The sequence below is a fragment of the Thermogemmata fonticola genome (genome assembly GCF_013694095.1).
Taxonomy (GTDB): domain Bacteria; phylum Planctomycetota; class Planctomycetia; order Gemmatales; family Gemmataceae; genus Thermogemmata; species Thermogemmata fonticola.
Window position 1 is genome coordinate 38,091 of record NZ_JACEFB010000016.1, and the last position, 12,682, is coordinate 50,772.

8 protein-coding genes are annotated in these 12,682 nt (G+C 60.5%); 3 read left to right on the forward strand and 5 right to left on the reverse strand.

Annotation, left to right across the window (positions count from 1 at the left end; translation table 11 throughout):
- Window positions 1–38: 38 nt before the first annotated feature.
- Window positions 39–1,148 carry a GNAT family N-acetyltransferase gene (locus H0921_RS15700; protein ID WP_194539467.1) on the forward strand — a complete coding sequence of 370 codons (1,110 nt, stop codon included), beginning with the start codon at window positions 39–41 and terminating at the stop codon, window positions 1,146–1,148.
- Here H0921_RS15700 and H0921_RS15705 read toward each other — a convergent pair.
- The 3 genes from H0921_RS15705 to H0921_RS15715 all read right to left on the reverse strand — a co-directional run bounded on the left by H0921_RS15705 (window position 1,083) and on the right by H0921_RS15715 (window position 6,798).
- Window positions 1,083–1,862 carry a tyrosine-protein phosphatase gene (locus H0921_RS15705; RefSeq protein ID WP_194539468.1) on the reverse strand — a complete coding sequence of 260 codons (780 nt, stop codon included), beginning with the start codon at window positions 1,860–1,862 and terminating at the stop codon, window positions 1,083–1,085. The genes H0921_RS15700 and H0921_RS15705 overlap by 66 nt on opposite strands.
- A 23-nt stretch (window positions 1,863–1,885) precedes the next feature.
- On the reverse strand, window positions 1,886–4,135 hold the full coding sequence (locus tag H0921_RS18370) for a polysaccharide biosynthesis tyrosine autokinase (RefSeq protein ID WP_194539469.1): 2,250 nt from the start codon (window positions 4,133–4,135) through the stop codon (window positions 1,886–1,888).
- Between the two features lie 332 nt (window positions 4,136–4,467).
- Window positions 4,468–6,798, reverse strand: coding sequence for a DNA translocase FtsK (locus H0921_RS15715; RefSeq protein ID WP_228499889.1), 2,331 nt, complete (start codon window positions 6,796–6,798; stop codon window positions 4,468–4,470).
- Between the two features lie 237 nt (window positions 6,799–7,035).
- Here H0921_RS15715 and H0921_RS15720 point away from each other — a divergent pair, with 237 nt between their 5' ends.
- Window positions 7,036–7,518: a tRNA (cytidine(34)-2'-O)-methyltransferase gene (locus tag H0921_RS15720; protein WP_194539470.1), complete on the forward strand. Its 483-nt coding sequence runs from the start codon at window positions 7,036–7,038 to the stop codon at window positions 7,516–7,518.
- Between the two features lie 228 nt (window positions 7,519–7,746).
- Window positions 7,747–8,091: a hypothetical protein gene (locus tag H0921_RS15725; protein ID WP_194539471.1), complete on the forward strand. Its 345-nt coding sequence runs from the start codon at window positions 7,747–7,749 to the stop codon at window positions 8,089–8,091.
- 101 nt (window positions 8,092–8,192) lie between these two features.
- On the opposite strand, the gene glgB is transcribed toward H0921_RS15725, so the two are convergent.
- Window positions 8,193–10,193 (reverse strand): 1,4-alpha-glucan branching protein GlgB, encoded by a 2,001-nt coding sequence (glgB, locus tag H0921_RS15730; RefSeq protein WP_194539472.1) that lies wholly within the window; start codon window positions 10,191–10,193, stop codon window positions 8,193–8,195.
- Between the two features lie 379 nt (window positions 10,194–10,572).
- Window positions 10,573–12,567 carry a DUF4129 domain-containing protein gene (locus tag H0921_RS15735; protein WP_194539473.1) on the reverse strand — a complete coding sequence of 665 codons (1,995 nt, stop codon included), beginning with the start codon at window positions 12,565–12,567 and terminating at the stop codon, window positions 10,573–10,575.
- Window positions 12,568–12,682 lie beyond the last annotated feature (115 nt).

A 12,682-nucleotide genomic window follows, 5' to 3' on the forward strand; every position in this document is an offset into this window, starting at 1 on the left:
AGCAGGTGAGTGAGGGCCAAGACCAGTAGGCAGCGACCGTGATTGAGTATCGCCGTTTTCGGAACACGGATCCCCCCGCGTTGGCGGACGTGTGGAACGAGTCGCACGCGTCGCGCAGCTCCTATCCCGTGCGAACGCCGGCGCTGCTGGAACGTTGGCTTTTTTCCAAGCCGTATTTTGATCCGGAGGGTTTGATCGTCGCGGTGGATACGCAGGCGGAGGGGCGGGTCGTCGGTTACATCCTGGCAGGTTTCGGGCCGAATTCCGAGTTGAACGCCTTAGATTACTCGCAAGGGGTGATTTGTTTGCTGGCTGTGCGTCCGGCCTATCGGCGGCGGGGCATCGCACGGGAACTGGTGAGGCGGGCGGAGGAGTATCTGCTTCGGCACGGTGCAAAGGTATTACGGGCCGGTCCGCGCTGGCCGTACTGTCCCTTCGGTTTCGGCCTCTACGGCGGGACAAATTGTCCCGGTTTTTTGGCTTCGGACCCGGGCGCGGATCCCCTGTTTCGCAAGCTGGGATATACACCGGCCGGCACGACCATTGTCTTCCACAAGCGTCTGGACAGTCCGCTGGCTGTGGCCGATGCCCGCTTCCAAATTTTGCGACGGCGTTATGATACTACGGTGATCCGTTCGGCGATTCCGCCGTCGTGGTGGCATGAGTGCGTTTGGGGAACGCTGGAGCCAGTCGAGTTCCGCCTAACAGATAAGCTAGCCAACCATTTCATTGCGGGCCGGGCGTTGGTGTGGGAGCTGGAAGGATATGGTTGGCGCTGGGGCTTGCCGGCGGCTGGGGTGCTGGACATCCAAGTGCGGGAAGACCTGCGGGGTCAAGGGTTGGGCAAGTTCCTCATGGTCCAGGTGCTCCGCTTTTTGCAGGAGCAGTACTTCGGGCTATGCGAGGTGCAAGCTGCCGACACTCAGCCGGAATTGACTGGTTTGTGCCGCGCGTTGGGCATGGAACAGGTGGATTACGGCACGACTTACATCAAAGGCAGTGGGTCCACTTCCGCAGCCAATGAGGGGAGTGCCAGCGTGATGCTACCGGCGGCGGAGAAGTCCATTCCATCGCCATCAGGATCAACCGAAGAGGCGGTGGAACCAGGTGCGGCGGGGGGGCCGGGGCGGGGGAATGTGCAGGGGTAACCCTTGCAAAGCCGCGATTCCCCAGAAGGAAGCGATGCGTTCTGCCGCTCGACGACCTACCCACTGGACAAGCCGTTGATACCCCTCGCGGAAAAGGGGCCGGCGACGGTCAATGCCGTGACCATCCGAGCCGAGCAGGTGAATAAACCCTCCGACAGCCCAATCCTTGAGAGCGTGCTCCGTGGTGGCATCCCACGGTTCGGCTAGAGCCTGCGTGGTGACCTGGAAGAGGCAGCCGGCGGCGATCCACCGCTGGGCCAAGTCCGGATCGTAGAGCAACTCTGGATAGCGCTCGGCATGGGCCACGATAAGGCGGATGCCCAGGGGACGGAAGTAATCGGCCAGGGGTAACAGATCAAGGAACTGGCCATGGGGCATTTCCACCAACAAGGTTTGGCCGCTATCGCCGAGGGTCAAGTATCGGCCGGCTTTCCACTGGTCGAGGAACTCCGGACCGAGCATGATTTCTCCCGCGGGATAAAGAGTCAGGGGGATTTGCCGGGCTTGGAGCAACGGCTGCAATTCGGCTACGGCGGTGCGCAAGGCGGCGGCATCATTGTCCGGATAACTGGCGTTCTGGTGAGCCAAGGCCGCGGCATGACGCACCCCTTCGCTGACAAGCATCCGACACATGGCGAGGGCTTCATCCACCGTCAGCGGACCGTCATCGCGTCCGGGCAGCAAGTGGACGTGCGTATCAGCAAACGGGACCATAGGCGGCCCCCTTTCGGCATGGCTTACGGAGCATCACGGTAGGAATCCTGATACAGATAGCCAGAATGGTAGTAGGAATATCTGTACGGATGGTCACGCAGGGGCAAGGCATTGACCACGACACCCAGGATGCGCCCTCCCACCGCCTGAATATCCTGTTTGGTCCGCTCCAGGGCCGAACGGACATCCCGGCGCATGCGGAAGACCAGAACAACTTCGTCCACACGGGCCGCTACCGCTACGGGATCCGAAACGGACAAGACGGGCGGCGTATCCAGAAGCACATAGTCGTATTGCTGCTGCAACTGGGCCAGCACTTCCGGGAAATGCTTGCAGGTCAGCAACTCGGCGGGGTTGTCCGGCCGCGTTCCGCAAGGATAGATCGTCAGGTTTTCGACCCCGGCAGGCCGTGCCACCGCTGCCAACTCTGCCTGACCCGCGAGCACGGCGGCTATTCCCTGCTCCGGATTGCCGAGGGCGAAGAGGCGATGCTGCCGCGGCTTGCGGAAGTCGCAATCGACCAGGGCCACGCGCTTGCCGGACAGTGCCAGACTCACGGCCAGGTTGGCTGTCAGTACGCTTTTGCCATCTCCTGGATGTGGACTAGTGATCTGGACGCATACGTGGTCTCGCCCGGTGGTGCTGAAGAGAACCTGGTTGCGCAAAGCACGGACCGCTTCCGCCTCGGCAGAACTGGGGCGCCAGAGGGTGACCAAAACCGCATCGAGCGGTTGAGTCAATTCCTGCTCCACTTCTTCTTCGATGCGGATCTGCGGAATATGGCCCAACACCGACAGCCCCAGGTGACGGCGAATGTCTGCGGGCGAGCGGAATGAACGATCCGCCCACTCCCACCCCAAGGCCAGGCCGCCTCCCAAAACCAATCCCAGCATCAGTCCGACTGCCAGTGACTGGAACCACAGCGGCGAGACCAGTACGCCCAAGGTGGGGGTAGTCACTTCTTTGACTTCAAAGACGCCTCCCCGTTCCGTCCGGCGGATTTGGTCGCGCAACTGGTGCAGTTCCCTCAGCCGGGTTTCTTCCCGTTGCAATTCCTCATTTGCCTTCTGGATGCTGTTATGGATCGGTGTCAATTCCTGCAACTTGCGTTCGTCTTGGGCGATTTCCTGGGCTAGGATTTGCAGTTTCTTGTCCAGGGCGTTCCGTTCGTTCATCAAGCGTTGGCGATAGGCGAGCAATTCTTCCGCCCCCACACCGCGGCTTTGCACCTCCCGTTCCAATTCGCTGAGTTGGCGATCGAGGGCAACAATTTCGGGATGGCCTACTCCATAGCCGTAACGGGCCATCAGCTCGCTGCGGCGGAATTGGAGATGCCTTAGCAGCGACTCCGGGCTGCGGGCATCCGGCTGGAGGATCGAGGAACGTTCTTGAGAGACACCCAGGCGCTGGAGAAGCATCAAGCGAACCGGACGGGACTGTTCAGCCAATTGCAACTCCTCCCATTCGGCCTGCAACTCCTGCTGGCGCAAGCGCAAGGTGATCTGAGTGGCATGATTGGCCGAGAGGCGGGAGCGCAACAGGGTCAGGTCCTCCGGCATGCGCAGGCGGCCTGTCCGGGGGTCTTCCACGAGGAACGAGCGTTCCGCCTCAGCCCGGCGTGCCGCAATCTCCCGGATTGACTTCTCCACCGCTGCGATTTCTTCCTCCAGTTGCCGTAGTTGGCGGGCGGAGGCATCCTCGAACACTTCCGCCAGCTCTTCCCGATAAGCGTCGATGATCGCCCGCAGATACTTCGGGGCATCCAAGGCATGGGAAGCTTTAAAGGTCAGTGCCAGAACATTACTCCCGATGTTCGATCCCGGTTCTTTTTCCCGCATGACCGAGAATCCCGCGCTCAAGAGGGCCAAGCGAGCGTGTTCCTGACTCGGCAAGGGGCGCTCGAAGGGACCGAGGCGTGGCAGATGTTTGTCTGCAGCCCGGCGCAAAATCCGTTCGGAGCGTAACAGGATCACCTGTCCTGCCACGTAATCCTCGACGAACTGCACCCGCACGTCGCTGGCGCCCCCTGACACCAACTCCGGTCGGTTCTTCAACACCATCAATTGAGCTGTGGATTGATACACCAGCGGGCGCTGGAAGTGGTAGATGATGCCGACCACAACACCGATCAGGACGCCGAGCACCAGCCAGGGCCAGCGCCGCAGCAGTCCGGCCACAAGGGACATCGTCGCGGAGTTTTCCAGGCCGCCGGTGCTCTCAGCCGTCCCTCTGGCCGCCGGTGGGGGGTCCAACAACGGGTGTGCCTCTGCCACGGCTGCTACCTCCCCTCCTCTCTTTTTGTCTATCCCGCGACTACTGCCGGACGCGCCTCACTTCCCATTGTGACTGTCTCAGGCCGCTTGCCAAGTCATCTTGCACGCTCCCCGGTCCCGAAAAGACCTGCTCAGCCGATCCGTCCGGCTGTTCCTGGGTGTTTTCCGGTTGATCTTTGGGCTTTATGGTAGAAATCCTGCAAGCCGAGCGTCAGGGCACCGAGGGTAGAAGTCCCGCACGCCGAGCGTTGGGGCACCAAAAGGGGGCAGGTGCCAGGTGTGAGGGAAGGGCGGAAATGAGGCGGCAGATATTTCGATCCACTTGGGTAGGATCAGGCTGATTCCTCTGCGGAAGCGGCCTGGCGCATCGCCTGCCATTGTTCGTAACTGATCAACACCTGGCGGGCATTGCTGCCGTTGTAGGGACCAACAATGCCATCTTCAGCCATGTAATCGATGAAGCGGGCGGCTTTGCCGTAACCGATGCCCAAGGCCCGTTGCAATAGCGACGTGCTGCCACGTTGTTCGCGCAGGACGATCTCCACGGCTTGTTCATAGAGCGGATCGCGTTCGCGAGCGCGGAGTCCACCCTCTGCCCCCTCAGCATTTTCGCGGCTTTCCCGCGTCCGCAAGTTGAGCAATTCACTGTCGTAATTCGGCGTATCCGTGGCAATATACTGCACCACCCGTTCGATCTCTTGATCCTCGATGAGCGCTCCTTGGGCGCGAAGTATGGTGCTAGTGCCGGGTTGCAGGAAGAGCATATCCCCCTGCCCCAAGAGACGTTCGGCTCCCTTCTCATCCAGGACGACAGCGCTGTCGGAGCGGCTCGCGACCTGGAAGCAGATGCGGGCCGGCAGGTTGGATTTGATCAGGCCCGTGACAACATCCACCGTAGGCTTTTGCGTAGCGAGGATCAGGTGAATCCCCGCTGCGCGGGACTTCTGAGCTAGCAGGATGATATTTCCTTCGATCTCCTTTTTCATTCGCAGGATCAGGTCGGCCACTTCGTCGATGACGATGACGATATAGGGCATGCGGCGGGGTACGGCGCGCCGCTCCTCCTCATCCGCGGGCTGCACTCGCCGGAGGATTTCCTCTTCTCCCAGTTCATTGAAAGCAGCGATATTGCGGACGCGTGCCCGGTGTAGCCATTCGTACCGTTCCTCCATTTTCTCGACCGCCCAGGCTAGAATTGCCTCGGCTTTCTTCTCGTCAGTGACCACCGGCGTCATCAGGTGCGGAATGCGGGCATAATCGCTCAACTCCACTTTCTTGGGGTCGATCAGGATCATGCGGCAATCTTGGGGCGAGCGGGTCAAAAGCAGGCTGACGATGAGGGTGTTGAGGCACACGGACTTGCCCGTTCCCGTTCGACCCGCGATGAGCAGATGGGGCATGGCTGCCAGATCGTAGGCCAAGGGACGGCCTTCGACATCCTTGCCTAAAAAGATGGGGAGCTTGTACCGGGCCACCTTAGGCGTTCCCGCCAGAGCCGCCACCACTTCCTTGAGCCGAACGGTCTGCCGTACTTCGTTCGGCACCTCGATTCCGACGGTATTGCGGCCCGGCAAAGGAGCTACCACCCGGACTGACGGTACCTTCAGGTTCAAAGCCAGGTCATCCGCCAAGGCTGTTACTTTGCTCAAGCGTAGACCTGTTTCCAGCGCCACTTCGTACTGGGTGATGACCGGTCCGGTATGAATGCCGACCACTTTCACCGTGATGCCGAAATCTTGGCAGGTTTTCTCCAGCAAAGCGGCCATTTCTCGCAGCTTCTGCTCCTGCTCTTCCACCGAAAACGGTTCCGGATCACGCAGCAAACTCAACGGGGGAAAGGAATATCCCTCGGCATCCGCCACGGGGGAAGTGAGGGGAGGCACTGGAGAAGGCATTGCGGAATCGTTGGCCAAAGCCGGTGGGGAAGCTGCAATGGGGATGGTGTGGTCTGCGGTCGCATCAGCCGCGGGTGCTGGATGGCTGCGAGGTGCAGCCGAGTTGCTGCCAGAGGAGGTCGGAGGAGTGGCCGCAGACCGACGTCCAAACAATTGCACGAGCCACCGGCCCAGGGAAAGAAGGGCCAGGAGCAGCTTTTCGTTAATGTCAGCAAAGCGTTCGTTGAGCCACAGCAGCGCCCGGGCCACCGTGCAGATCATCCACCAGATGGTGCGAGCTAGACGGCGAAGCCAGCGGTCCGCCGCCAGGAGCAGGCCCAGAAAGGCCGTAGCGAAGGCCGCCAGATGCAGGGGCAGCCACTCCCCGTGGCCAACATCTTCTGCGATAAAGCGGAGGTATGCTCCCACGCTTCCGCCTGGCCCGGCAAGACTGGTATGCGGGAGAAAGTCCAGGTGAACATCGATGAGCACAGCCGCGACCACGGTCAACAGCGTCCAACCGAGAAGGGCGCCCAGCACGCGCGGCCAGCAGCGCCGCATCACCAACCGGATGCCCACCACCGCCCACCCCCACCACAACAGCAGAGCGGCCCAACCCAGGGTTTCGACCGCTCCGCAATCCCTAGCCCACCATGGCTTGCTACCTCCCGGCACATTGGCCAGCCGCAAGACCGTCCCGGCGGTTCCTATTCCGCCGGCCAGCCACCACATCCAGGCCAGAACATCCAGGGAAAAACGGCGTTCCCGCGTTTCTTTCCGTCTGGTCATTCTCGTGATCCGTATTCCGTTCCCCTCCAGTAGCCGATCCGTCTTGATGTGTGCTATTTGCCATCGTGCGTGGCAAAGCGAGGCACGGCTTCCAGCTCTCCAAATCCTCTATGGGACCATTTTCTCATTCCGGGACCATTTCCCATAGAAGTGAAGGCGAGGAGGGGTTCGTTGTATCCCCAGGCAGCGCTGGCAAGATCGCTACAATGGATACGAATGTTGCCCACGGAAAGGTTTATGCTCCACGTAGCCCTATATGAACCGGAGATTCCGCCGAATACCGGCAACATCGCTCGCCTCTGTGCCGCCACGGGCAGCCGCCTCCATTTGATCGGCCGGCTCGGCTTCCGCTTGCACGACCGAGCATTGAAGCGCGCCGGACTGGATTACTGGCCGGCTGTGGATTGGGTGCACCATTTGCATTTTGCCGACTTCGAGGCCGCCTGGCGCCATACGGCTTCCCCTTCTTCCTGGCGTCCGCCCCGCCTTTGGGTCGTGGAAACTCCCGCTCCGCGACTCTACACCCAGGCCGAATTTGCCGACGGCGATTGCCTGCTCTTCGGGAATGAATCCCAAGGACTGCCGGCGTCCTTGCGACAACGCTTCGCCGACTCTCTCATCGGGATTCCCATGCCCTCCGGCCGGGTCCGCAGTTTGAATCTGGCCACCGCCGTCGCCATCGTCTTGTATGACGCCCTTCGCCGCATCCACCGCTGGTAGCCCGGCCAGTTCCGAGATCGGCGCGGCCTGCCATCACTCAAACCATTCCTCACATTCGTCACGATCGGAATCGCCCGGAGCACGAATCGTTCCTTTCCAAGCCTGACATGCGGCGCGGCTGTTCCCACTTGCCGAAAATCAAGCATGCCCTGCTGCCGCTCTGGGATGGCGTGCATCTGCCGTCCCAAGGGGTAGAGGATCGAATACCCGCTGTAGCAATCTGCCCGTATGAACCAAGAGACCATTCCCTGTCCGACATCCGAGCAGCTTTGGTCCCTGGTCCATCAATTCCTCTGCCAGCAGGCAATCCTCGAACCGGCCCAAGCCCCCCTGCAGGCGGAATTGCTCTATCGGCGGGGCCGTCCCTGCGGCGTTCTGTTTCACATTGACGGACCGAGGCAGATCCGGCCCAGTGCTATCTGGGTCGCTGGAGAACAGCGGCTCATTCTGTATGATTCTCACGGCCACCGCACACGGGAAGTGCGTCTACAACCAGCGCCTCCCGAAGCGGTCCTTGCGGCTTTGGCGGAGCAACCCCTATTGGCTTCCCCTGCAAATCGGCGTGCCGCTTGAGCAAGTTCTTGTGGGAATAGAAGGCATTCTGCGACACACGGGCTATTACCCGCTCGGCAGATGGCGCCCAGACCTAGGGCGGATGGCGCCCGCTCCTAGGATCACGGCCGGCCTTTGAGAAAGACCGCTCCTAGAGGCGGCAGGTTCAAGGCTACGGAATAAGGCCGGCCATGCATGGGGACAAACTCGGCGTACACGCCGCCCCGATTACCGACATTGCTCCCGCCGTAACAAGCCGCATCCGTATTGAGCAGTTCCGTCCAAAATCCGGGACCGGGAACACCAATGCGATAACCCCAGCGAGGCACGGGAGTCCAGTTGAAGACCGCAACGATAATATCCTCGCAACTCTTCCCCCGGCGTAAGAAGCTGATCACACTCGCAGCGGCATCCGCACAGTCGATCCATTCGAAGCCGTTGGGGTGATTATCCCATTCGTGGAGTGCTGGCTCCGTGCGGTACAAACGGTTCAAGTCCCGCACCAGGTCCTGCACCCCTCGATGCGGGGCGTACTGCAACAAATGCCAGTCGATGCTCTCATCCACCCGCCATTCACGCCGCTGGGCAATCTCCCCTCCCATGAACAGCAGCTTTTTCCCCGTCATGGCCCACTGGTAGGCAAACAGCAGCCGTAAACCCGCGAACTTCTGCCACTCATCCCCGAAGCACTTATCCCACAGCGGCCCTTTCCCGTGAACCACTTCATCATGGGACAACGGCAGGACAAAGTTCTCGTGATAGGCATATAGCATGCGGAAGGTCAGATCATTCTGGTGATATTTGCGGTGGATCGGATCGCGGCTGACATAGCGCAAGGTGTCATGCATCCAGCCCATATCCCACTTGAAGCCAAAACCTAACCCTCCCACGTAAGTCGGACGAGACACCATCGGCCAGGCCGTGGACTCTTCCGCATAGGTCTGAACGTCCGGATAATGGCGGTAAACCTCCTCATTGAATCGGCGGAGAAAATGGATCGCCTCGATGTTCTCTTTGCCGCCGTACTGGTTGGGCACCCACTCCCCCTCGCGGCGGGAATAGTCCAGGTACAGCATGGAAGCAACCGCATCCACCCGCAGACCATCGACATGGTACTTGTCCAGCCAGAACAGGGCGCTGGAAAGCAGGAAACTACGCACCTCGTGCCGCCCGTAGTTGAAAATGTAGCTTCCCCAGTCGGGGTGGTAGCCCTGCCGCGGATCCACATGTTCGTACAAGGCCGTCCCATCAAAGCGGCCCAAGGCCCAGTCATCCGTGGCAAAGTGTGAAGGAACCCAATCCAGGATCACGCCGATCTCATGCTGATGGAGCACATCGACCAGATACATGAAGTCCTGCGGCGTACCGTAGCGGCTGGTCGGAGCAAAGTAACCCGTCACCTGGTAGCCCCAGGAAGCGAAAAACGGATGTTCCGTCACCGGCAGGAATTCGACATGGGTAAAGCCTAAATCGCGGCAGTAACGGGCCAGTTTTTCCCCCAACTCCCGATAGTTCAGGGAATGATACGGCGGATCCGCTTGCCGCATCCAGGACCCCAGATGCACCTCGTAGATGCTGATGGGCGCATCGTGGGCATTGCGAGCACGGCGGTTCTTCATCCAGGACTCGTCGTGCCATTGATAGTGCAAATCCCAGGTGACGGAGGCGGTTTTCGGAGGCACCTCACAGGTAAAGGCAAACGGGTCGGCTTTGTCTGCCGCAAAGCCCCCCGGTGCAGCCACGTGGTACTTATAACACTGCCCCGCCACTACACCGGGGACAAATCCCGCCCAAATACCGCTGGAACCGACCGGACGCAAGGGATTACGGCCTCGATCCCAGCCGTTGAAATCCCCAATCACAGAGACGTAATCCGCATTCGGCGCCCAGACCGCAAAATGATACCCCGGCACCCCTCCCTGCACTGCTGGATGCGCTCCCATCTTCTCGTACAAACGCAGATGGCTCCCCTCGTTGAACAGATATAAATCCTGCGGTCCAAACCACTCCGTCCCACTCGCCACGGTGCTGGGGGGATGTGCTTCCGTACCAAAGGGAACATATCGACCAGGCGGCACTGCTTTGTCAGTCAACGGTGTTAGCCCTCGATGGGAATGCGCCATGGACCCTTTCCGCCGGCAACGATCCGGCAAACTCTTCCATTTTTACCATTAGGGAATAGCGGTGGTGGTGGAAGAGAAAGACCAAAAACACCGCGGTTCTACCAGCGGCTCCTATCGGCACCATCGCTACCACCGGAGGTAAGCGACCCTCCTGTACCACGGACATGCCCTACCAAGAAGGCAACAAAGGAACATCCCGCGAATTTCTGCCAGAAACTGTCCTCTACCGATTGGATATCCACTGATAGGACACACTTTCAGCTTGACTCCGCAATCCTCGGTCCTGCTCTGCGGTCCTTGCTGGCACGTCAGACTTGTGGCTGTTTTGGGAGGACCAAGGCTGCAAGTTCTGCCCTCTTGAGGCACAGCGGGAAACGGCTCAGGCAGTCGCTTTAGCCTCCGGAGCGGGGAGGAGGCTCAGAGCCTCCCAGACTTGGCGAAGGGTGGCGTGCACTTGGCGAAGAGGGAGCGGCTGATCGCCATAGACAACCCGTGCATGCAGGAGTGCAAATTGCCGCAATACTTCGGCGGCTTCTGGCACCTGCTGCTCCAATTGGGCGAGAAACTCCCAGGCCGTCTGGCTTTCCGCACGGGGACAGCCCTGCTCATAGGCCCAGGCTTCCCAGGCCAGCAAGGTGTAATCGACGATTTCCTGTAAGTCCCGTTCATCCGCGGAGCCATCCTCGTAGGGGTTGGAAAAACTCGTCCAAGGAGGTGGACGGCGCGGGAGCATCAGTGCTATTGCCCCCTCCTCCTGACCAGAACATTGGCTGTCCGACCCCCACCATAACCACCAGCGCGCCCACCACTGCTGCAAGGTCGCCAGCAATCGATTGGCCCAAGCGGTGAACGGAGCCAGGCCGCGCAGTACGCCCAGCAGGATCACCCCAATCACCACCACGGCCACGAGTGCAAAGATTAGCCACCGAGCGATCCCTGCCAGACGGGCCAGAGGAGCCGAGAAATTCGAGAGCGCATCGGGAGTCGAGGCCGCCCCTTTCTCTGCATCACCATCTGCCCCCCTTCGCTGTTCGCCAGAAACAGGAATACCCTCTCGCTTATCGGAAGGGCGGGGCCGTTCGCCCTGGTTTTCCTCCCGTTTCGACTCGCTGGTGGTATCCGAGGTCAAGGTCTTTCCGCCGGCTGATCGTTTCTGATCCGAACCCGACTTGGCGGAAGACGACTGGTTCGTACTGGACGATTTCCCTGCCGCTGCGGAACCATTCTCGGAGTTCCACGCTGCGGTCCCTTTGTCAGAACGTGGGGAGGAAACTTGCCCGTCCCCGTACTTGATCTGGCGGCCGGCCGCTCCGTCCCCGCGACCAGCAGAGTCCTTGAGCACAGCATAGCGTGAAGCCTCACGGGTGTGGCTGCCCACCCGTTGCCAGCCGAACCAGGGAGTCTCCGAATGAGGACGCGGCAGGAAGGCTCCGATGACCAGAAAGGCGAGAATCAATCCGCCGGCGAGTAGGAGCCAGCCGCTGGACAGGGCCAAAGGAATCCGAGCCTGACGTTGACGGAGATAGCGGCGCAAGCCGAGCAAACTCGTCGTGGCCAGCAAGCTCAAGGCGCTGCCGGTAAAGACGGCCATCTGCCAGAAGGTGGCCCGGCGCCGGTCGCTGTCTGCCGGATCGATCAAAGATTGCCCCAGAGCAAACACCGGCAGAGCTACCAGAAAACAGTAAAGAACCCACACCCCAGGCGTATGGGGGCGCTTCTGCTGTTGCTCGCGATGTTTCTGGTACGCCTCGATCCAGGCCCAGAGGCGGGAATCGCCTGCCGCTGGACGGCGGCGGCGTTTGGGTGGGGATGAGAGGCGATCCACCGTGATCCCGTCCGGGTCATTCTCCTGCGCTGCCGGCTTGGTCCGCGGGATGGGTGCTCCTGCCGAAGTGGCGGCAACGGCAGAAGAGGGATTCTCTGAGCCGTCGGCTTCCCAACCGGCGGCGGCCAGAATCCCACGGCCCGAACCGCGCTGCCGCTCGTCCAGATGTGTGCAATCCCAAGTCAGCTTGTGGGCACACCACCAAATCAGCAGCAGTAATCCGAAATGGATCAATCCCCGTCCCATTGCTGAAGAGGACGCGTGTGAGGACTGCACATAGGCTTGTAGGGCTAGCCAAGTGACCACCCCTAAAGCCAACGCATAGAGACCGGCTCGTCCGGCACCAAACTCAATGGAAATGCGGGCGATCAGCACCGCCGCTACCACGAAGAAAAACAAGGTGTACAGCAGCCGCTCCGTGTATTCTCCCTCGTACAGCACCTCGACCAGAAAAAAGACAAAGCTGCCGACCATGAGCATGATCAGCACCGGACTCAGGGCCGTGATGAGATAATCCGTCGCTGTAGGTTCCTGGCGCTTGGAAGCCATACCAGCACAGCCCCTTTAGCAAAGGGTATGATCACCCCCGTCTCGATGACTTTCTTCGTCCCTGCCCTTCGCGAGAAACGCGGCTTACCTTCGGTTGTTGCTTCTCCGGAGTCCG